19 protein-coding genes are annotated in these 22947 nt (G+C 33.3%); 9 read left to right on the top strand and 10 right to left on the bottom strand.

Going from position 1 to position 22947, the window contains the following annotated elements:
* Positions 1-93 precede the first annotated feature (93 nt).
* From FT986_RS05000 to FT986_RS04985, 4 genes are all read left to right on the top strand, one after another.
* A complete protein-coding gene (locus tag FT986_RS05000) occupies positions 94-1182 on the top strand; it encodes a M42 family metallopeptidase (RefSeq protein ID WP_147864123.1) in 1089 nt (362 codons plus the stop codon).
* Between the two features lie 171 nt (positions 1183-1353).
* Positions 1354-2439, top strand: a complete 1086-nt coding sequence (locus tag FT986_RS04995) for a DNA topoisomerase IB (protein ID WP_147864122.1) — start codon at positions 1354-1356, stop codon at positions 2437-2439.
* A 131-nt stretch (positions 2440-2570) separates the two neighbouring features.
* A complete protein-coding gene (locus FT986_RS04990) occupies positions 2571-3035 on the top strand; it encodes a hypothetical protein (RefSeq protein WP_147864121.1) in 465 nt (154 codons plus the stop codon).
* A 350-nt stretch (positions 3036-3385) separates the two neighbouring features.
* A complete protein-coding gene (locus tag FT986_RS04985) occupies positions 3386-4687 on the top strand; it encodes an acyloxyacyl hydrolase (RefSeq protein WP_147864120.1) in 1302 nt (433 codons plus the stop codon).
* Here FT986_RS04985 and FT986_RS04980 read toward each other — a convergent pair.
* Complete coding sequence (locus FT986_RS04980) at positions 4680-5630, bottom strand: phosphoribosylaminoimidazolesuccinocarboxamide synthase (RefSeq protein WP_147864119.1); 951 nt, start codon at positions 5628-5630, stop codon at positions 4680-4682. The two genes, FT986_RS04985 and FT986_RS04980, sit on opposite strands and share 8 nt — an antisense overlap.
* A gap of 9 nt (positions 5631-5639) precedes the next feature.
* Positions 5640-6593 carry a PhoH family protein gene (locus FT986_RS04975; RefSeq protein WP_147864118.1) on the bottom strand — a complete coding sequence of 318 codons (954 nt, stop codon included), beginning with the start codon at positions 6591-6593 and terminating at the stop codon, positions 5640-5642.
* Between the two features lie 100 nt (positions 6594-6693).
* On the opposite strand from FT986_RS04975, the gene FT986_RS04970 reads away from it, so the two are divergent.
* Genes FT986_RS04970 through gldG form a run of 4 tightly spaced genes read left to right on the top strand, consistent with a single transcriptional unit; the run spans position 6694 to position 10226 of the window.
* Positions 6694-7527 (top strand): S-adenosyl-l-methionine hydroxide adenosyltransferase family protein, encoded by an 834-nt coding sequence (locus FT986_RS04970; protein WP_147864117.1) that lies wholly within the window; start codon positions 6694-6696, stop codon positions 7525-7527.
* Positions 7524-7820 carry a putative quinol monooxygenase gene (locus FT986_RS04965; protein WP_147864116.1) on the top strand — a complete coding sequence of 99 codons (297 nt, stop codon included), beginning with the start codon at positions 7524-7526 and terminating at the stop codon, positions 7818-7820. The genes FT986_RS04970 and FT986_RS04965 overlap by 4 nt, the downstream gene beginning before the upstream one ends.
* A 4-nt stretch (positions 7821-7824) precedes the next feature.
* Positions 7825-8556 carry a gliding motility-associated ABC transporter permease subunit GldF gene (gene gldF, locus FT986_RS04960; RefSeq protein ID WP_147864115.1) on the top strand — a complete coding sequence of 244 codons (732 nt, stop codon included), beginning with the start codon at positions 7825-7827 and terminating at the stop codon, positions 8554-8556.
* Positions 8556-10226: a gliding motility-associated ABC transporter substrate-binding protein GldG gene (gene gldG, locus FT986_RS04955; protein WP_147864114.1), complete on the top strand. Its 1671-nt coding sequence runs from the start codon at positions 8556-8558 to the stop codon at positions 10224-10226. Before gldF ends, gldG begins: the two co-directional genes overlap by 1 nt.
* Here the strand turns inward: gldG and FT986_RS04950 are convergent.
* Genes FT986_RS04950 through FT986_RS04920 form a run of 7 tightly spaced genes read right to left on the bottom strand, consistent with a single transcriptional unit; the run spans position 10216 to position 20626 of the window.
* Entirely contained in the window at positions 10216-10488 is a 273-nt protein-coding gene (locus tag FT986_RS04950) for a hypothetical protein (RefSeq protein ID WP_111541808.1), read from the bottom strand. The two genes, gldG and FT986_RS04950, sit on opposite strands and share 11 nt — an antisense overlap.
* 40 nt (positions 10489-10528) lie before the next feature.
* Positions 10529-11509 (bottom strand): type I phosphomannose isomerase catalytic subunit, encoded by a 981-nt coding sequence (locus FT986_RS04945; RefSeq protein WP_147864113.1) that lies wholly within the window; start codon positions 11507-11509, stop codon positions 10529-10531.
* 5 nt (positions 11510-11514) lie between these two features.
* Positions 11515-11922: a 6-carboxytetrahydropterin synthase gene (locus tag FT986_RS04940; protein WP_147864112.1), complete on the bottom strand. Its 408-nt coding sequence runs from the start codon at positions 11920-11922 to the stop codon at positions 11515-11517.
* Positions 11922-12434: an isopentenyl-diphosphate Delta-isomerase gene (gene idi, locus FT986_RS04935; protein WP_147864111.1), complete on the bottom strand. Its 513-nt coding sequence runs from the start codon at positions 12432-12434 to the stop codon at positions 11922-11924. Before idi ends, FT986_RS04940 begins: the two co-directional genes overlap by 1 nt.
* A gap of 58 nt (positions 12435-12492) precedes the next feature.
* A complete protein-coding gene (locus tag FT986_RS04930; protein ID WP_147864110.1) occupies positions 12493-14823 on the bottom strand; it encodes an OmpA family protein in 2331 nt (776 codons plus the stop codon).
* Between the two features lie 10 nt (positions 14824-14833).
* Positions 14834-15772, bottom strand: a complete 939-nt coding sequence (locus FT986_RS04925) for a type IX secretion system membrane protein PorP/SprF (protein ID WP_147864109.1) — start codon at positions 15770-15772, stop codon at positions 14834-14836.
* A gap of 15 nt (positions 15773-15787) precedes the next feature.
* The gene (locus FT986_RS04920; RefSeq protein ID WP_147864108.1) at positions 15788-20626 is read right to left on the bottom strand and encodes a gliding motility-associated C-terminal domain-containing protein; all 4839 of its coding nucleotides are present in this window, start codon (positions 20624-20626) and stop codon (positions 15788-15790) included.
* Positions 20627-20864: 238 nt separating this feature from the next.
* On the opposite strand from FT986_RS04920, the gene FT986_RS04915 reads away from it, so the two are divergent.
* Positions 20865-22451, top strand: a complete 1587-nt coding sequence (locus tag FT986_RS04915) for a peptide chain release factor 3 (RefSeq protein WP_147864107.1) — start codon at positions 20865-20867, stop codon at positions 22449-22451.
* A 175-nt stretch (positions 22452-22626) separates the two neighbouring features.
* Here the strand turns inward: FT986_RS04915 and FT986_RS04910 are convergent, their stop codons facing one another.
* Positions 22627-22941 (bottom strand): DUF3467 domain-containing protein, encoded by a 315-nt coding sequence (locus FT986_RS04910; RefSeq protein ID WP_111541800.1) that lies wholly within the window; start codon positions 22939-22941, stop codon positions 22627-22629.
* Positions 22942-22947: the final 6 nt, after the last annotated feature.

The raw sequence follows: 22947 nt of genomic DNA, 5'->3' as shown, positions 1-22947 counted from the left end.
TAACTATTAGCCAAAATCGTTCCAAAATTAATTCCGCTACAAGCGTTGTGACCTTAATTATTAGTATTTTCGTAAAAATGTAAAATTTAAGTTATGAGCAAAAATAGTATCCTTAATAAAAAGTCACTCACTTTTTTAGAAAATTATTTAAATAATGCAGCTCCAACGGGCTATGAATGGGAAGGACAAAAATTATGGATGGATTACCTAAAACCATATGTTGATGAATTTATTACCGATACTTACGGTACTGCAGTAGGAGTTATTAATCCCGATGCTAAATTTAAAGTTGTTATAGAAGGACATGCCGATGAAATTTCTTGGTATGTAAATTACATTACAGATAATGGTCTTATTCACGTCATTAGAAACGGAGGAAGTGATCATATGATTGCAGCCTCAAAACGTGTAAATATTCATACTAAAAACGGAATTGTAAAAGGTGTGTTTGGTTGGCCAGCTATACATACTAGGGATAAAAGCAACGAAGAGCATCCAAAAATAGAGAACATTACCATAGATGTTGGTTGTACGACTAAAGAAGAAGTAGAAAAACTAGGTGTTCACGTAGGTTGTGTAATTACTTATCCAGACGAGTTTTTTGTACTTAACAATGATAAATTTGTTTGTAGAGCTTTAGATAATAGAATGGGTGGTTTTATGATTGCCGAAGTTGCTCGTCTATTAAAAGAGAATAAACAAGAGTTAGATTTTGGTCTATACATTACTAATTCTGTACAAGAAGAAATAGGTCTTCGTGGTGCCGAAATGATTTCGCAAACCATCAAACCAAATGTAGCTATTGTAACCGATGTGACTCACGATACTACTACTCCTATGATCGATAAGAAGAAGGAAGGTGATACCAAAATTGGTGCTGGTCCCGTGATTAGCTACGCTCCGGCGATACAAAACAAATTGCGTGAAATGATTATGGATACAGCCGAAAATAAGAAAATACCTTTCCAACGTATGGCAGCAAGTAGAGCTACTGGGACAGATACCGATGCTTTTGCCTACAGCAACGGCGGAGTTGCTTCTGCTTTAATCTCACTACCATTACGTTATATGCATACTACCGTAGAAATGGTACATAGAGATGATGTAGAGAATGTGATTAAGTTAATTTACGAAAGCTTACTTCAAATTAAAAACGGAGAGACATTTAGTTATTTTGACTAAAATTTCGCTTCCGCGGAAATAAACCTAAAGCCTCTTGATATTTTCAAGAGGCTTTTTCATATAACAAATCTTTAAAATTTCATAAAAATTAATCCGTAAAGAAAAATTTCACTTTTCCTTATCAGTTGTGTTTTGTTTTTAGTTTTAAATTCAGGAATAAAAAATACAGCTGTGCGACTTTCACCTCAACAATTAAAGAAAATAATTACAGAACCCGAAGAGTTTACCAATATGGCTAATCTTGTCTATATTTCAGATAAAGATTTAACCATTAGTCGGCATAAAGTAGGTAGAGGTTATTACTACAAAGACAAGAAAGGAAATAAAATTACTTCTATAAAAGAAAAAAAACGCATTAAAGATTTGGTTATTCCTCCCAATTGGAAAAACGTTAGAATTACGCATTTAAAAAATGGGCACCTTCAGGTAATCGGTCGAGATGACAAAGACAGGAAAGTCTATTTATACCATGAACAATGGACCAATTTTAAAAATCAAACCAAATTTTACAAAATAGCAGCTTTTGGTAAGCAACTTCCCAAAATACGAGAGCAAATAGATAAGGATCTAAGAAAGAAAGGAATGCCTAAAGAAAAAGTAATCGCTTTGGTTATTCGGCTAATGGAAGAAACTCATATAAGAATCGGCAATCATTATTATGCCAAGAAAAACAAAACTTATGGTCTTTCTACCTTAAGGTCTAAACACATACATATAAGCAAAGACATTCTCACTTTTAATTTTATAGGTAAAAAAGGAAAAGAACATCAAATAGACATTACCGACAAAAAATTAATAGAATTGGTGCAAAACTGTGAAGAAATTTCTGGATGGGAATTGTTCAAATATTACGATGAGAACGGAAAAACCCAAACCATAGACAGTACAATGGTCAATGAGTATATTCAAAACAGTTGTGGTGATTTTTATTCGGCTAAAGATTTTAGAACCTGGGCGGCCACCAAAATATTCTTCGAAACTCTTCGAGATATTGGTCTTGAAGATGATGAAAAGCAACAAACCAAAAATTTAAATCTCGCTTACGCGGAAGCTGCCAACGGATTGGGTAATACCAAAACGGTTTGTAAAGAATATTATGTGCACCCCATAATACCAGAAAAATACCTTGACGGAAGTATAGCAAGTTATTTTAAAAAAGTAGAGAACAATAAGAATCCCAAAACAAAAAACCTCTCCAAAACAGAAGAAGTTCTCCTTGATCTTATGAAAGATTTTGAAATTGATTTTAAGAAATAAAGTCATTTATATCTCCTAATACATAACAATATCTCATAAAATTTATTAAAAGATGGTTTTTTGATATAAAGATTGATGCTTTTAAAAATTATTTTATACTTACAACAACTAATTAACATTAAACCTATAAAATGAAAAAACTTTTACTCGCAGTTGCTACCTTAGCATTTGCATTGTCTAGTAATGCTCAACAATTTTTAAGACCATTTGAAGGAATTTCTACCAAAAAAGTTTCCTACATAACTTTCGAAGATGGTACAGAGTTAGAAACTCCTATTAAATCTGTAAAAAGAAAAAAAAGTTTAATTAAAGGCTTTAGCTATAAGGACGAAAATAAAAACAAAATAGAAGTGCCCATAGAAGATATTGATTTCGTGTATATCCCACAAAATAATCTTGATAAACTAAATAAATTCACCGATTTCGCACACGATCCAGCCCAGTGGACTATAAGTCCGTATGATGAGGAAAGATTCGAAAAAGGTTATGCCTATTTTGAAAAAGTACCTGTAATGATTAAGAAAAAGAAGATGGATTTACTTTTACAATTATTAAATCCTACCAATACTTCTAGGATAAAAGATTTCACGATATGAGAGCCGGAGAAGCTGGTGGTTTCGGAATGGGAGGATTACAAATTAAAAATCTATAGATAAATCTTTTTATATTCAAAAAGACAATGCTACTGCAGAAAGAATGCATAAGTCTGATTTCAAAAAAGAAATTTTTCAAGAGCTTTTTGGTGATTGCGAAGCAACAGTTACCAAGTATGGAAACAAACCAAAATGGAAAGATTTTGATCAAATGATTTATTTCTACAATGAAAATTGCGCCAACTAAAATAAAAAAGCCAAGTTTCTAACTTGGCTTTTTTAATTATTTTAAGATCTTTACGCTGAATAAATACATCTGTAAGAGAGTCGCTATTATTACTTATACTTTATTTATGATTAAAAAACTACCTCAATGGGGTTTACGTTCATCTACTAATTTATATAGTTTGAGTATTTTACTATTGTTGAACTCTCAATTAATATTCTCACAAGTAATTAAAAATTCTGCTACGGACTATTTCTTTTTATCTGAAGTTTTGATAGGTAAAACGATACCTGCAAACCTACATTTCCCTAATATACATATGCAAAGAGGTATTTCTATAGGAATAGGAAAAGACCATAAGAATAATAAAGAAGAATGGGCATACCGACTTAACTATCCTAAAACAGGAGTTGCAATAGGACTAGGTAATATGGGAAACCGTGATGTCTTGGGTTATCAATTTTCTATTCTCCCGTACGCTGAATTTCCCTTATTAACTTTAAATGAAAAAAAAATAAACCTTATGTTAGGTTTAGGTTCTTCTTATTTTACTGAAAAATATGACCTGAAGAATAACCCTATTAATAAAGCTGTTTCTACCAATATTACTTGGTCATTTAAACTTTTCACCTACTACCCCATTTTTCAAACCTCAACAACCAATATACGTTTAGGGTTAGGCTACGCACACCAATCGAACGGGCACAAGAGATTACCCAATAACGGCTTCAATTCTTTTTTAACTAGTGTGAATGCTAATATAAACTTTAAAAAAATTAAAGAGATTAAAGAGTCACCATCATTTTTTACGTTTGAGAAAACACAAAATACCTATATCAATGTTGAAGCAGGTTGGGGAGAAAACACATTTTCACCTAGCTTTAACGATCCAAAAAATGTATTTTCTTTTAGACTAGGAATAGGAAAAAAGATAAATAACACTTATAGATTAGGTACAGGTATACACTATCATTATTATCAACATTATTACGATTATATAAATAATAATGAATCTTTGGTTCAAAAGGGAGAAGAATTCGAAACATTAAAAAACCATCCTGTTATTAACGCTTCAGCATTTGGTGTTTTTATTACTGGAGAAATGATTCTTCTTAATCACATAGGATTTTTAACTCAAATAGGTGTGAATTTATATAAGCCTTCTTATAGTATAGAATGGCGATATAATGAAGGTTGGAAAGACACCCCGCAAGAAATACCAGAGGGGTGGCTTTTAGGAGACTATAACTCTAAGTACAAACTAAAGAAATTATTTTCTACGAGATTAGGAGTTAAATATTACTTTACAAGTATTGACTCTAATCCCAACCACAATATATACTTATCTGCAAGTATCAACGCTAATTTAGGACAGGCCGATTTTACTGAATTTGGACTAGGGTATATTTATAACTTAAAAATTAATTAGAAATATAATCTAATATGTTATTTTCTATTCTTTCTTTAATATTAGAAATATCTGCTTTTACAAATTTCTCTCCAGTGATATTTTCATAAAGTTCAATATACCGATCTGAGACAGAAGTGATGTACTCATCACTCATTTCGGGTAGTGTCTGCCCTTTTAAACCTTGAAAGTTATTTTCAATAAGCCACTGTCTCACAAATTCCTTTGAAAGTTGTTTTTGCTTCTCACCTTTTTCTTGTCTTTCTTCATAACCTTCAGCATAAAAATAGCGAGAAGAATCTGGCGTATGAATTTCGTCAATTAAAACAATTTTTCCTTCTTTAGTTTTCCCAAATTCATATTTGGTATCTACGAGAATTAATCCGCGTGAAGCAGCAATTTCACTTCCTCTTTGAAATAAAGCATAAGTGTATTTTTCTAATTGCTCATAATCTTCAGCTGATACGATATTTCTCTTTAAAATATCTTCTCTAGAAATATCTTCATCGTGATCCCCTTGTTCTGCTTTAGTGGCAGGAGTAATAATGGGTTGTGGTAATTTATCATTTTCTTTTAATCCTTCCGCTAAGGCAACTCCGCATAATTCTCTTTTTCCAGCTTTATACTCTCTTGCTGCGTGACCGGCTAAGTACCCACGAATGACCATTTCTACTTTAAAGGTTTCACACATTTGTCCTACTGCAACATTTGGATCTGGAGTAGCTTCTAACCAATTGGGAACAATATCTTTGGTATCATTCATCATTTTGGTGGCTATCTGGTTAAGAATTTGTCCTTTATATGGAATTCCTTTTGGCATCACTACATCAAAGGCAGAAAGTCTATCGGTAGCAATCATTACTACCTTATCATTATCTAGCTCATATACTTCTCTTACTTTTCCTTTATAAACACTTTTTTGCTGCGGAAATTGAAAACTGGTTTCAGTTAGGGTATTACTCATGAATCTAAATTATTCTACGTTTTCTATTTTTTTATATGCCTCTATAACTTTCTTAACCAAGCGGTGTCTTATGACGTCTTTGTCATCTAAATAAACGACACCAATACCTTTCACATCTTTTAAAACTAATAATGCTTCTTTAAGACCAGAAATGCTTCTTGGCGGAAGGTCTATTTGCCCAGGATCTCCTGTAATAATAAATTTAGCGCTTTTCCCCATACGGGTTAAAAACATCTTCATTTGAGCGTGAGTGGTATTTTGAGCTTCATCTAGAATCACAAAAGCGTTATCTAGAGTTCTACCCCGCATAAAGGCCATGGGTGCAATTTGTATCACTCCTTTTTCTATAAAAGTTTCTAACTTTTCGTGCGGAATCATATCTCTTAATGCATCATATAAAGGCTGCATATAAGGATCTAGCTTTTCTTTGAGATCGCCTGGTAGAAATCCTAAATTTTCTCCAGCTTCTACGGCTGGTCTTGTTAAAATAATTTTACGAACTTCTTTTTCTTTGAGTGCTTTTACAGCAAGTGCCACCCCTGTATAGGTCTTACCTGTTCCCGCAGGACCCACAGCAAAAACCATATCATTTTTTTTGGTAAGCTCTACTAACTTGCGTTGATTAGCTGTTTGAGCCTTTATTAATCTACCGCTTACTCCATGTACAAGCACTTCCCCACTTTCTGACGAAGTATCATAATCTTCTTTCTTTTCACTGGTAAGTACGCGTTCAATAACATTTTCATCGAGCTTATTATACTTTCCGAAATGCTCCAGAAGCATATTAAATCTTTTATCAAACTCTTCTAGTAATTCTTCATCCCCAAAAGCTTTTATTCTATTACCTCTTGCAACAATTTTTAACTTAGGAAAATACTTCTTAAGTAGCTCTATATTTGCATTTTGTAATCCAAAAAATTCTCTTGGATTAATTTCTGAGAGTTCAATATCAAGTTCGTTCAAAAGCAAGTGTATTTATTAATCTTTTATAATTAAATTCGCATTACAAATTTAGACAAAAATACCTTCAAATCACACTAAAATATATTAACATCATTTCTTTATGGCGATTATAACTTTAACCACAGATTTTGGGCTTAAAGACCCTTCTACAGGTGCTGTTAAAGGTGCTATCCTAAGCGAATTGGAAAGTGCAAATATTGTTGATATCTCTCATGATGTTTCTCCTTTTCATATTACTGAAGCTGCATACATTATTAAAAATTCATACAGCAGTTTCCCTAAAGGTAGCATACACTTAATTGGTGTCGATTCTGAAATTACTCCAGAAAATAAACATATTGCTATACAATTGGACGATCATTTTTTTATTTGTGCCAATAATGGGATTATGTCTTTAATCGCTTCAGAAATTAAACCACAAAAAATTGTGGAAATTAATATTCACGATGCGGTAGAGACCAATTTTCCTGTGCTAGATGTTTTTGTAAAAGTAGCTTGTCATATCGCTCGAGGCGGAACTTTAGATGTTATAGGTAAATCTATTCCTACTATTAAACAAATTAAGAAGTTTAATCCGTTTATAAACGATAGTCAAGATCAAATCATAGGTCACGTCATGTATATTGATAATTACGGAAATGTTGTGACCAATGTTTCACGAAAGCTTTTTGAAAATGTAGGAAAAGGAAGAGCCTTTACTTTAAATGCTAGATCTACCGCATTTACTACAATACACGAAAGCTACAGCCACGCAATTGATTTTGATTCTCCTAAAGAGCAACGTGTGGAGGAAGGAAAAAAATTAGCTATTTTTAATGCTTCAAATTATATAGAAATTGCTATCTATAAGAGTAACCCAAATACAGTGGGCAGCGCTTCTACCCTATTTGGACTAAAATTAATGGATACTATAAATATTAAATTTACTTCATGATTGTTCGAATTGTAAAAATGTCTTTTAAAGAAGAAGAAATCGAAAATTTTTTGACACTTTTTCATAGTAAAAAACAATATATACGTGGTTTTGAAGGTTGTGATTTTCTAGAACTTTATCAAGATAAAAATAATCTTTCTATTTTCTTTACGTATAGTTATTGGCAAAGCGAAGAGGATTTAAAAAACTACAGACATTCTTCTTTATTTAAAGAAGTTTGGGCCAATACAAAAGTAAAGTTTAATGCTAAGCCAGAAGCCTGGAGTGTTGATAAGCTGGTAAGTTTAAATTAATCGTATGAAAGCAATTTTTTTTAAAGAAATAAACTCATTTTTTTCTAGTACTATTGGCTATTTAGTCGTTGGTATTTTTCTCATTGTTTGCGGATTGTTTTTATGGGTATTTACAGGAGAGTTTAATATATTAGATAATGGATTTGCTAACCTATCTCCGTTTTTTCTTTTAGCCCCTTGGGTATTTTTATTTCTAATACCGGCTATTACTATGCGTAGCATTGCTGAAGAGAAAAAACAAGGAACTTTAGAAATACTACTTACACAACCCATCACTAAGTGGCAATTAGTGTTAGGTAAATATTTTGGAGCTTTTGCACTTTCTATCTTAGCAATTATCCCCACCTTATTATATGTGTATGCTATTAGCGAATTGGGAAGTACGCCCGGTAATTATGATTTAGGCGTTATAATAGGTAGTTATGCAGGATTATTATTGTTAAGTGCCACCTACACCTCTATAGGTATATTCGCTTCTAGTTTAACTGAAAATCAAATTGTCTCTTTTATACTGGCAGTTTTACTTTGTTTTTTACTCTACTTTGCTTTTGACGGAATATCAAACTTAACTATTTTTAATTCAGAAACTTATGGCATAGAATACTTAGGTCTTAGTTATCATTATAAAAGCATAAGCCGTGGAGTTATCGATACTAGGGATCTTATTTATTTTATAAGCATCATTTTTTTGTTTTTAAGTTTGACCAAGTTTAACCTAGAAAAAGAAAACAAGTAATGACAAAAAATATAAAATCTATATTTGGAATTCTTTTGGTATTAATTGTAGTGAATGTTATTGCTACAATCTACTTTAATAGGTATGACCTTACTCAAAATAAACGCTATACACTTTCCCAGCCTTCGAAAGAAATTATAGAAAAGGTAAAAGATCCAATTATTATCGATGTCTTTTTAAAAGGAGATTTCCCTTCAGAATTTAAACGCCTTCAAAACGAAACTCGATATTTACTTGAAGAATTTAGTGCCTATAATTCAGAAATAAAATTCAATTTCATTAACCCTTTAGAAGAAGGCATAGATGCTCAAACCATCGCCAATAACTTCTATAAAGCAGGAATGACTCCTGAAACTTTAAACGTAAATGAAAACGGAAAAATAAGTGAGAGCCTACTTTTCCCATGGGCTGTAGCTTATTATGACGACAAATCTGTTCAAGTAAATCTATTGAAAAAGAAAATAGGTGACTCTAATGAACAAATTGTAAATACCTCTGTAGAAAATCTAGAATACGCTTTCGCGGATGCTTTTAGCAGATTAATTTATGGGAAAGATAAAAAAATTGCCATTATGCGTGGTAATGGGGAGTTACCCGAAAAGAATATTGTAGACTTCGTAAAAACACTCAGAGATTATTATTATATAGCTCCATTTACATTAGATTCTGTAGAAGGTAATCCACAAAAAACACTACGTCAATTAGAGCAATATGATTTGGTTTTAGAAGCTAAACCTACTCAAAAGTATTCCGAAAAGGAAAAATTAGTTCTAGACCAGTACTTAATGCAAGGCGGGAAAATGTTATGGCTTATAGAAAATTCAGCTATAGAAAAAGATAGTCTGTTTACCAATGACGATAATGCAGCATTGGCATATCCTAGAGATTTAAACCTCAATGACTTTTTCTTTAAATACGGAATAAGAATTAACACCTCATTGGTAAATGATATTATTTCAGCTCCTATTATTTTAGCTCAAGGCTCAGGCAATGAAACTCAATTTAATCCTTTCCCTTGGTACTATTCTCCTTTAGCAGTTTCAGACAATTCACATACGATCATAAAAAATACCGAAGCAGTAAAGTTTGATTTTGCTAATAACATTGATACTCTAAATAACAATATTAAAAAAACAATATTACTACATAGCTCTCCTAAAACTAAACTAGATGCTACTCCTTTATTAGTGAACTTAGATATTATAAATAAAAAACCTATTGAAGAAAGCTATAATGCTGGAAAACAAAATTTAGGTGTGTTGCTGGAAGGTGAGTTTACCTCTGTTTATAAGAATAGAATTTCACCTTTCTCACTAGATAAGTATAAAGAGAAAGGAGAAAACACAAAAATGTTGGTGATCTCTGATGGTGATGTCATTAAAAATGAATTTAATAGAGATGGCCCTGTCGCACTAGGTCACGATAGATTTACGGGAGCTACGTATGGCAATAAAGAATTTTTACTAAATGCCGTCAATTACTTATTAGATGATACAGGTTTACTAGCTATAAGAGCAAAAGATATTAAATTGGCATTTTTAGACACAAAAAAAGTTGCTCAAGAAAGAACTTCTTGGCAACTTTTTACAATTATTTTACCACTTGTGGTTTTAGGTATTTTTGCTTTTGGCTTTAATACCTATAGAAAAAAGAAATATATTAAGAATTAAGAGCGTTAATGTCTTTTACAAGACTATGCGCTTTTTCTTCTAATTCTTTACCCACTGCTCTTAAATGTTTACCTCTATTTTCTACCGACTTATCGTTGATTTTAGTGATTAAATCATCGTAAGAAACCATTGCTTCTTCTACGATAGCATCAGACTTTGAGTGATCTTCTTTTGGATTTACCATTTGATGTAAGAATGCAGCTTCTATAATATCGCCCATTACGTAATTTACATCTCTTTTAAGCGTTTGTTTACTTGCCATAAGTATTTGTTTATTTTATGGAGCAAAATTACACTAAAATCTACATAGTAACGTGAAGTAATTTACAATTTTGAGATTTAATTTCAATTTCCTTCAAACTTGCCGGAATTAAAAGGCTTTCTCCTAATCTAATTTCTTCTTTCCCTAATTCATATTCAATTTGCGCCTCTCCCTCTACACACATTAAGATAACGAAGCAATCTTCATTTATTGATAGCTTAAAACTATCATGTTTTGTTATGTAGAGCAACTGAGTAGTAAAATAAGAACAGTTCACCAAAGAAGTTAGTTCGTTTTTTTTAGGAGTATATTCTACCTTATAATCATCATTACTTTCATAATCTATAGTTTCTAAAGCTAAATCGGTATGAAGGTCTCTTTTCTCTCCATCTATTCCTTCTCGATTATAATCATAGATACGATAGGTTATATCTGATGTTTCCTGTATTTCAGCTAATAAAACTCCAGAACCAATAGCGTGAATTAAACCTGCTTTAATGAAAAAGGTCTCTCCGCTTTCTACAACTTCTTTATTTAAAATCTCTTCTAAAGATTCCTCTTTTAAATGCAATAAATAATCTTCTTTACTTATCCCTTTTTTAAACCCAGTAACTATTTTTGCTTGAGAATCGGCTTGAACAATATACCACATCTCCGTTTTTCCTAAAGAATTGTGCCTTTTTGAAGCTATCTCATCCCCAGGATGTACTTGAACAGAAAGGTTTTCTTTAGCATCAATAAATTTTATTAGTAATGGAAAATTATCTTTAAACTTGCGGTAAATGTTATTTCCAACGAGCTTTTCTTTGTAAGTTTTAATTAGTTGTTGAAGACTCTCACCTTTTAGAGATCCATTTTCTACAATAGAAATATCACCCTCAACTCCACTAATTTCCCAACTCTCTCCTATTTTATCACCTACTTTATCTTTAGCTAAAACTGTATGTAGCTTTTCTCCACCCCAAACTTTTGGCTTTAAAATGGGCTTAAACTTTAAAGGATATAGTACTTTTTCTTTCATACGAACTATCCTTTATAAGAAACAAAATTTCGAGGAGTTTCGTATAAAACAACTTCTAAACTTAAGTGATTCTCTAATTTAGATTTTAATTTTTGCCAAATAAAAACTACGATATTTTCTGCGGTAGGATTTAAGTTTTTAAATTCTAAAATATCTACATTGAGATTTTTATGATCTAAATAATCTTCTATTTCAGTTTTAATTAAATCTTTTAATACCTTCAAGTCCATAACAAAACCCGTCTCTTCATTAATGTTTCCTGTAACAGAGACAATAAGTTCATAATTGTGACCATGGTAATTAGGGTAACTGCATTTACCAAAAACCTTTAGGTTTTTCTCATCGCTCCAGTCTTTTCTAAACAATCTATGAGCGGCATTAAAATGTGCTTTTCTGCTTACGGTTACTGCCACTACGAAATGAAATTATAATATTTATCGAAAATAATTTTAAACCAAGCTGTATATTTTTCAGGATTATTACTCATGTCCTTTTTGATATCCTCTAAGCTCATCCATTTCCAACTGGCAACCTCATCTGGGTTAATTTTAGGCTCTTCATTGTAATGACCTACGAGTATGTAGTCATATTCATGTTCGCTTAAGCCATTATCAAAAGGGGCTTTATAAATAAAGGAGGTTACTTCTTTTAGATCGGTTTGGAAACCCATCTCTTCCATTAATCTTCTTTTCCCTGCCTCTACATTGGTCTCTCCCTCTTTTTGGTGGCTACAACATGTATTGGTCCACAAGCCTGGGGAGTGGTATTTTGAGAGTGCCCTTTGCTGAATCATGACTTCATTCTTGTCATTATATACAAAAACTGAAAATGCACGATGTAGTAGTGCTTTTTCATGAGCTTCAATTTTCTCCATCAAGCCAATTTGCTCATCATTTTCATTGACTAAAATTACTTTCTCTTCCATAGAAATCAAAAGTACAAAATTGTATTTCTATTTCATAGGAATAAAAGAAGGCTTATCGTTAAAAACGTTCTTTCCCACTAAGACCTACAACAAAAGCGCCATCAAAACCTTTTTTTCTTAATTCTAGTTTATATGCATCTGCTTCTTCTCGGGTTTTAAATTGGCCTGAAAAGTATCTTCTATAACCATCGGGATATGAATAATAAAATACGCTAGATAAAGATTTATGCTTAATTACAGGATTTTTACTACTCCCTGCTACAATTTGAACTGTAAATACCTCTTGCGGATTTGAGCTCTCAAAATCATAATTATTCGTAGTTAACATTTTTTCCGAGGCATCGTTACTTCTATTTACCTCTTCATTGTTACGAGCTACAATTTCTCTTCGCATTTCTTTTGGAGTTTCATTCTCATTAAGAATAATAAACTCTGACCTTCTATTAAATTGATGCTGTTCTTCGGTACAATCGGCATTATTATCACAACCGTTGATCAATTGGGTTTCTCCATATCCCTTTCCTGTGACTCTGCTTTTATCAATTCCTTTTTGAACTAGATAATTAACGGTAGCTTTTGCTCTTTTGTCTGAAAGCAACAAATTATAAGCGTCACCACCACGACTATCACTATGGGAACGGATATCAATTTTCATTTGAGAATATTTCTTTAATACCGCTAAAACTTTTTGTAGTTCTACCTCGGCATCGGGTCTAATATTAGTTTTATCTAAATCAAAATAAATAGGATCTAATTGTAACAAGTTTCTTAAATCATCTCCTTTTCCTGCTTTAGTAACTCCGAGTTCCTCTCCTCTTTCCATATTAACAGAAGGAATTTGAATATTCTTTTCAAACTCAGATCCTGATCTTAATAATTCTTCGGCAGTTTCATAACTTTCTTTAGAAACTCTAATGATATAACGCGTATCACAATCTAATGTAAATTCGTATTCACCATTTTCATTAGTTTCTGTATCTTTTAAAAAGTTTAAATTTTCATCAAATAATTCTACCTTCACCCCAGGAATTGGAGTTTCAGTTTCAGTTTCGGTAATGGTACCATTTACATATTGCTGGCAGGAAGTAATAAGATCTTCATTTTGTTTGAAATAGTAGATATCATCTTCACCCATTCCTCCTTCGCGATTACTTGCAAAGAATCCATTTTTATCATTTTTTCCTAAGACAAAATTAAAATCATCTTTAGAACCATTGATGGGACGACCAACATTAAAAACCTCTCCAAATGACCCATCTTTTTTAAGAACGCTTACAAAAACATCTAATCCGCCAAGGCCAATATGACCATTGCTGGAAAAATAGAGTTCATTTTTTTTATTAATATAAGGAAATGTTTCTCTTCCCTCTGTATTTATTTGATTTCCTAAGTTTTTTGGTTCTCCAAAAGTACCATCTTCATTGATTGAAACCACATAAATATCTGACATACCAATGGTTCCTGGCATATCTGAAGAAAAATATAATTTGGTTTCATCTACATTTAATGTAGGGTGAGCTACAGAATATTCATCATTATTAAATGGAAGTTCTACGGGTGTTTTCCACTCGGCTGAAATGCTATCTCGCTCTGCTTTATATATCTTTAAGAAATTGATTCCTTCATCACTTTTACCGTACTTTTTATTGTTATAGTTATTTCTGGTAAAATATATTGTAAGTTGATCTTGAGTAAGGCAAGCCGAAGATTCGTGGAATTTTGAGTTAATTACTTCCGACATCAAAGCAGGCTCACCTTCTAATTCATTTTCATCGTTAATTGGTATTGTATATAAATCTAAGTAAGGTTGTTTGTTCCATTCGTGAATACGCTTTACGGAAGAAGGCGTTTCTCTATTAGATGCAAAAATTAATGTTTGGTTGTTTATTTGCGGAGAAAAATCGGATAGTTTTGAATTGATGGGTGCTATGTCAACATCGAATTTTCCTGACTGAAGCTCTATTAATTCTAAGTAATTACGTTCTCCTTTTAATAATTCTACCCTAGAATCTGTTTCACTTAACTTTTCAAACTCTAATAAAACCTCATCAGATTTTTTGTATTGCTGATCGCTTTTTAGGGCCATTGCATATCTAAAAAGATACTCTTTTTCTAATTCTGAATTTTTAAGTACATATAATTCTTCATACCATTTTAAAGCGTTGGGAAGGTCACCATTAAAGTAATAAGAATCGCCTAGTTTTTTAAATAAATTTTCAGATTTATATCCAGCTTCAGCTACTTCTAGATAGATCTCTCGTGCATCAATAAAAGCGTATCTATCAAACATTTTATCGGCTTCTTTCAATTTTTCTTCTTGTGCTTCAGTAAAAAAGCAGCTTAAGAAAAGTGAAAAGAAAACTAAATATTTATATATATTTTTACTCATAGCAATAAGTTTAGAAAAATCGAGGAGTTAGCATCTTGTTGTATTTTTTAAACAACTCAAACCTTAGAAAAACTTCAAAACTCCCATCATTATAATTTGTATATTTTGTCGTATCTGTATCATAAGCAAAACCCAACATCCAAGCATCTGTAAATTGGAAAGCTACCAATCCACTTAAAGCAGCATCCCATCTATAGGCAGCTCCTAAAGTCAATTTCTCATAGAGTAAAAAGTTAGCCGAAACATCTACTTGCAGAGGAGCCCCTTCTGTCAATTTGGTTAAAAGAGTTGGCTTTAATTTTAAATCACTTGAAAGGTCAAACACATAGCCTCCAGTTAAATAATAACTAATCCTTTCTTTAGCAACCGTATTAGAGTTACTATTATTGGACTGGTCAAAATGTTTGGTTTCTAAAACATTTGGTACACTTAAGCCTACATAATAATTCTCTGCAAATAATAAAGCACCCAACCCAAACTGCGGAGAGAATTTATTATCTACATTACTCTGAAAATTTGGATCTGTACTATCAAAAATATCAAGTTTAGAATAATCTACATCCAATAAATGAGCTCCAGCTTTTATTCCAAAATTCAATTGACTTTCTCTTCCTACTTCTATCCCGTAACTGTAACTCGCATCTATATAGGTTTGGCGAGAAGGTCCTATGGCATCATTGGTTATATTTAAACCTATTCCCATTAAGTTTTTGGTAATGGGTGTATGAGCACTTAAGGTTTGAGTTGTAGGTGCGCCATCTACGCCAACCCATTGTGAACGATGAAGTAATACCGCACTCAACACCTCACGTGAACCAGCATAAGCAGGATTTATGCTCAATGTATTGTACATATATTGAGTATATTGGGCGTCTTGCTGTGCCTTTACGGAAGAAGAAATTCCCACACAAAAAGAGATTGCTATAATGATACCAATTAGCTGACGCATAAATTGTGATTCTTTTTAATTAATATATAAGTATCCATCTATCTTTTTTAAGTCTCCAAGTTCATCTCTATACTCCATAAAATAGAAGTACGTTCCTGTAGGGAGTTGCTCATCTTTTCCTAAGGTAGCTCTTCCTTCACTTAAGCCTTTAAATAATTTTCCATTTTGACCATAATTTATTGCTTCATAAACCACAACTCCCCATCTATTCAAAATAGTTATTTTATTATCTGGATATCGATCAATTCCTTGAACGTATAAGAAATCATTCTTTCCATCATTGTTGGGAGTAATTGCATTAAAAACTTTTAATCGCTCTAAATAAAAGCCATCTAACTCATTATTTACATCTCCTGAAGTTACTGTAATCATGGTTGGGTTGCTTCCTTGAGTTTGAGTAGTGTATTCTGGAAAATCTAAATCATTTGTTTGGATAAAACTTAATGCGTTACCTAAAGGCACTAGAGCTTCCCAATCCCCATTCACATTTGACTCTACCGTTTGGGTAATTCCTAAGGCATCTGATATTTCTATATCTATATTCGGAATATTAGGTTCATTTGAATCCTGCATACTATTCCCATTAACATCCTCATACATATGACCTGTAATTCGTTCTGTAGACAACTCAGTTACATAAAACCCGTCTAGTTCCATCAAAGAAGTTCCCAATACAATAACATTATTTGTGGGATTATCGCCTTCTGTCTGAACAGCATTAGCAGGGAAATCAGGATCATTAGTTTGTATAGTAGTAGTTACATTCCCCAATGGAAGAGATATGCTCCAATTTCCATTAGCATCAGATGTAACCAAGTGAGTTGTATTATTAGCATCTATTATTTCAATATCTATATTAGGTAAATCGGGTTCATTTGGATCCTGACTAAAACTACCGTTTAAATCTAAATAAATATGTCCTGAGTAATTTTGATTATTAATAGGTACCTCAAACCCATCATCTGGCTCATTGGTATTAACATTGTTCACAACTACCGTACTGGTAGGGTTTGTTCCTTCCGTTTGTGTGGCTCCTACTGGAAAATCTGGATCTGTAAAATCTATATCGCTTGTAGCTACTCCTTCTGGCAAAATGGCTTGCCAACTCCCGGTAACGTCGGTAACTACAGTTTGAATTATCCCAAGTGCATTTGTAATTTCTACGTCTATGTCTGCTAAATCTGGTTCTCCTGCTTCTTGATTTCCATTTCCGTTAAGATCATTATATAAATGTCCATTTAAAGTTCCTGTTTGAGTTCCTGTAAAATTAAATCCATCATCTGGCTCATTGGTTGTGACGTTAAGTACCACTACCGTAGTAGTAGGGTTAGTTCCTTCGGTTTGAGTAGCTCCAGCTGGGAAATCGGGATCTGTAAAGTCTATATTACTTGTTGCAGGACCTTGTGGTAAAGATGCTTGCCAATCTCCATTAGCATCTGTTACTACTATTTGCACAATCCCTAAAGCATCGATGATCTCTACATCTATATTTGGTAAATTTGCTTCGCCTGGTTCTTGATTTCCATTAGCATTAACGTCATTATATAAATGTCCGTTCAAAGTTCCGGTATTAGAGGTAGGAATTGTAAAACCATCATTTACTTCAGAAGTGGAAACGTTAGTTACCACGAGTGTAGTGGTAGGATCTGTACCTTCGGTTTGTATAAATAATGGGTTATAGTCTGGATCATTCTCATCTATATTTGAAATGGTATTTCCTATTGGAACATTAACACTCCAATCTCCATTTACATCAGTTGTTAAGATTTGGATTACTCCTAATACATTTGTAATCTCTACATCAATATTAGATAAGTTTGGCTCTCCCGTGTCTTGAGTGCTATTACCATTAAGGTCTTCATATAAATGTCCTGTTAATGTACCTACAGCTAAACCTGAATCTTGAAAACCATCGTTTACTTCGTTAGAGGTTGTATTTGCGATTACATTCGTTGTGGTAGGATCTGTACCTTCGGTTTGTACAAAGGCAGGATTAAAATCGGGGTCACTTTCATCTATATTTGAAATAGTGTTCCCTACTGGAACTGTAACCGACCAATTTCCATTTACATCGGTTGCTATAGTTTGAACTAATCCCAGAACATTGGTAATTACAACATCTATATTAGGTAAATTTGGCTCACCTGAATTTTGAGTTGCATTTCCGTTAAGGTCTTCATATAAATGTCCTTCTAAGATTCCGTTTTGTAGATTAGGAATGGTAAATCCATCTGGTGTTTCGGCAGTGGTATTATTTGCAATAACATTTGTTGTGGTTGGATCTGTACCTTGAGTTTGTATAGCCCCTAAAGGGAAATCGGGATCGGCTTGATCTATATCTGAAATCGTATTGCCTTCAGGAACAACAATACTCCAGTCTCCATTAGAATCTGTAACTACCGTTTGAATTATCCCTAGAACATTCGTAATCTCTATATCTATATTGGGTAGATTTGGTTCACCCGAATCTTGTATTCCATTTCCATTTACATCATAATAAAGATGGCCTGTTAAAGTTCCATTTGTTAATGTAGGTATTACAAAACCATCATTAGTTTCTGCAACTACCGAATTACCTATTACCAATGTTGTGGTAGGATCTGTTCCCTCTGTTTGAATTGCTCCAGTTGGAAAATCGGGATCGGTTTGATCAATATTTGATGTTGTATTGCCTTCAGGAACCACAATTCCCCAGTTTCCATTTACATCAGTGGTAACGGTTTGGATGATCCCCAAGACATTTATAATGTCCACATCTACATTAGGCAAGTTAGGTTCCCCTAGATCTTGTGTTCCATTATTATTAGTATCATAATATAAGTGTCCCGTTAACGTACCATCAATTAAGGTAGGCACCACAAAACCATCATTGGTTTCAGCAATTGTATTATTGGGAGTTACTAAAGTGGTTGTAGGATCTGTACCTTCGGTTTGAATTGCCCCAGCAGGAAAATCGGGATCGGTTTCATCAATATCTGACGTGGTGTTTCCTATAGGAACATTTACACTCCAATTTCCAGCTATATCGGTTACTACAATTTGTACAATGCCTAAGGCGTCAGTAATTTCTACATCAACGTTAGGTAAGTTAGGTTCTCCTGGGTCTTGAGTTCCATTACTATTGGTATCATAATATAAATGTCCTGTTAAAATACCTTCTTCAAAAAAGCCATCATTCAACAATCCATCGTCACTTACAGTTTGCCCTGTAATCACGTTTGTTATTGTAGGATCTGTACCTTCAGTTTGTATAGCGCCAGTCGGAAAATCGGGATCAGCTTGATCAATATCCGACTCTGTTGAACCTGCAGGTACGTTTACTGACCAATCTCCATTCGCATCTGTTACCACAATTTGTTGATTGCTTAACGCATCTGTAATCATTACATCGACGTTAGGCATATCTGGCTCTGAAGTATCTTGAGTTCCATTTCCGTTAAGGTCAAAATACAAATGTCCTTCTAAAGTTCCTACTTCGTAAAAACCGTCATTTAATATTCCGTCATCACTTACGGTTTGGTTTATTAAAACGGTTGAAATGGTTGGATTCGTTCCTTCGGTTTGCGTAGCTCCTGTCGGGAAATCTGGATCATTTACATCTATTAATGCTGTAGTATTTCCTACGGAAGTTAAAATACTCCAGTTTCCATTAGCATCTGTGGTAACCGTAATTATTTGTCCTGTTGAAGTGGTTATTATTACATCTACATTAGGCATATCTGGCTCGCCAGCATCTTGTTGTCCGTTACCATTAACATCAGAGTAAACGTGACCTTCTAAAGTTCCTGACTCATAGAACCCATCATTCAACACGCCATCATCACTTACTATTTGAGCATTTATTACCGTAGTGGTTGTTGGGTTAGTCCCTTCGGTTTGTGTAGCTCCTGCAGGAAAGTCTGAATCATTAATATCTATGGTTGAAGTTGCAGGCCCAGCTGGCAAAACAATTGACCAGTTCCCATTAACATCTGTTACTACAACATGAATATTTCCTAATGAGTCTACAACCTCTACATCTACATTAGACATATTTGGTTCACCAGCATCTTGAGTTCCATTTCCGTTAAGGTCAAAATAAACATGTCCTTCTAAAACTCCTTCTAAGTAAAAACCATCGTTATCTGTAAAGTTATTTTGATTAGAAATAACCGTTACCGTTGTAGGATCTGTACCTTCGGTTTGAATGGCGCCTGTAGGAAAATCTGGATCCGTTTGATTTATCGCGACTGTAACATTTACTGCTGCCACGGTCGCCATCCAATCTCCATTAGCATCTGTAGTTACTGTAATGACAGTTCCAAATTCATCGGTAATATCAATATCTACATTAGGCATATTGGGTTCACCCGGGTCTTGCTGTCCGTTTCCATTAGTATCGAAATATAAATGACCGCTTACTTGCCCTTCAAAATAATAACCGTCTTTGCCTGCATTATTATTTACATTTACTACTGTAGTAAGTACTTGGGGATCTACTCCTTCGGTTTGAATATAGCCCAAAGGTAAATCGGTATTATCAATACTTACATTTACAGTTCCTGGAGCAACAACAGCCATCCAATCTCCATTAGCATCTGTAGTTACCGCTTGAGATGTACCTGCAGAATCAAAAATTATAACATCTATATTATTAAGCCCAGGATCTAGAGCTTCTTGCATACCATTGCCGTTTCTATCTCGGTATACCCGACCAGAAACAGTAGTTACTACCATTAAATCACTAGGTAGTGAAAGAGGGCTAGAATTAAATATTGGGGAGATATTAATTTCTTGATCTTGACCAGCTACATTTTCAATTCCTAAAAATAAAAATGTAACTAAAAAAAAGACACTTTGCAAAAATCCTTTCATAGAAAGAAAATATTTAGTCGTTATTAAAAAATGACTTTCAGCATATTAATCTTTTTGTATTTGGGTTACATAAAAGATTCTCGGGGCATCTACATAGTCTCAAAATTGCAGGATAAAGGTAAATAATTTTTAACAGAATTTAAGAAAATAGCATTTAAATAATAGTCAATATTATATTTTCTTTAAGCCTTTTGTAAGAAACTTTGCTACAGCTTTTTAAAAACAATACATTTGCAAAATGAAATTAATTGACGAAATAAATAAAAGGAGAACCTTTGGTATTATCTCCCACCCCGATGCAGGTAAAACCACTTTAACTGAAAAACTACTTCTTTTTGGAGGAGCTATTCAAGAAGCTGGCGCTGTAAAATCTAATAAAATTAAAAAAGGGGCTACAAGTGATTTTATGGAAATTGAACGCCAAAGAGGAATTTCTGTAGCTACCTCTGTCTTGGCTTTTGAATACCGAGATATTAAAATAAATATCCTAGATACTCCAGGACACAAGGATTTTGCCGAAGACACCTTTAGAACTCTTACCGCTGTAGATAGTGTAATTGTGGTGATAGACGTTGCAAAAGGAGTCGAAGAGCAAACCGAAAAACTTGTGGAGGTTTGTCGTATGCGAAATATCCCAATGATTGTTTTTATAAATAAAATGGATCGCGAAGGGAAAGATGCTTTTGATTTATTAGACGAGATCGAGCAAAAGTTACACCTTAGAGTTACCCCTCTCAGTTTCCCTATCGGTATGGGCTATGACTTTAAAGGAATTTATAATATTTGGGAGAAGAATGTTAATCTTTTTACTGGAGATCCAAGGAAAGATATTGAAGAAACTATAGAAATTTCTGACTTAAGTAATCCTGAACTTGACGACCTTATCGGAAATAAAGCTGCAGACACACTAAGAGAAGAGGCCGAATTAGCACAAAGTGTCTATCCTCCTTTTAATCAAAAAGAATATACTGAAGGGCATTTGCAACCTGTATTTTTTGGATCTGCCTTAAACAATTTTGGAGTTAGAGAGCTTTTGGACTGTTTTGTAGATATTGCTCCAGCTCCCCGACCAAAAGAAAGCGATACGAGAATCGTAAATCCTGAAGAAAAAGAATTTACTGGTTTTGTATTTAAAATACATGCCAATATGGATCCTAAACATAGAGATCGATTGGCTTTTATCAAAATTGTTTCAGGAAAGTTTGAAAGAAATGTTCCTTATTTACACGTAAGACATAATAAAAAGTTACGCTTTAGCAGCCCCAATGCTTTCTTTGCTGAAAAGAAAGAAATTGTAGATGTTTCTTATCCTGGTGATATTGTGGGTCTTCATGATACTGGAAATTTTAAAATTGGAGATACACTTACACAAGGAGAAGAATTAAATTATAAAGGGATACCTAGTTTTTCACCTGAACATTTTAGATACATCAATAATGCCGATCCTATGAAATCTAAGCAATTAGAAAAAGGAATTGACCAGTTGATGGATGAAGGAGTGGCTCAACTGTTTCGCTTAGAATTAAATAACAGAAAAATTATAGGTACGGTTGGTGCATTACAATATGAGGTAATTCAATACCGCTTAGAACATGAATATGGCGCAAAATGTACTTACGAAAACCTTAATGTACATAAAGCTTGCTGGATTGAACCTGAAGATGAAAAAAGCGAAGAATTTGCTGAATTTAAACGTGTAAAAGCTAAATTTTTAGCCAAAGATAAGCGTGGACAATTGGTATTTCTTGCTGACTCTCAATTTTCTTTACAAATGACAGAACAAAAATATAAGCATATTAAATTCCATTATACGTCGGAGTTTTAAGCTTTATATTCGAATATGAATCAAAAAAACCTAACTATTACAGTTAGGTTTTTTATTTTTAGCACAGTCTCTCGTTCGGAAATAGCGACACATTATATCTTTGTGTATCGTTATTCCGGAAAGAAAAAACTCTAATATAAAAAAACTCCGAAGCTTTCGCTTCGGAGTTTTTGTTTTATGCTTGTCCCGTTGGACCAAAATTTAACGGAATCGGTGGTTTATCATAATCTTTTATTTCGCCGTGAGCTTGTTCAAACCTTTGAATATTATCTCCTAAAGCTTTTAAAAGCCGCTTTGCGTGTTGTGGAGTTAAGATAATTCTAGACTTCACTTTACTTTTTGGTGCTCCAGGCATAATATTTACAAAATCAACAACAAATTCAGATGGAGAATGATTAATAATCGCCAAGTTACTATACGTTCCTTGTGCGGTTGCTTCATCTAACTCAATATTAAGTTGATTTTTTTTATTCTTGGTTTCTTCACTCATAACGCT

The organism is Mesonia sp. K4-1 (assembly GCF_008017825.1).
Taxonomy (GTDB): Bacteria; Bacteroidota; Bacteroidia; order Flavobacteriales; family Flavobacteriaceae; genus Mesonia.
Note: the sequence above shows the minus strand (reverse complement) of the source record. Positions and strands in the feature narration are given on the sequence as shown.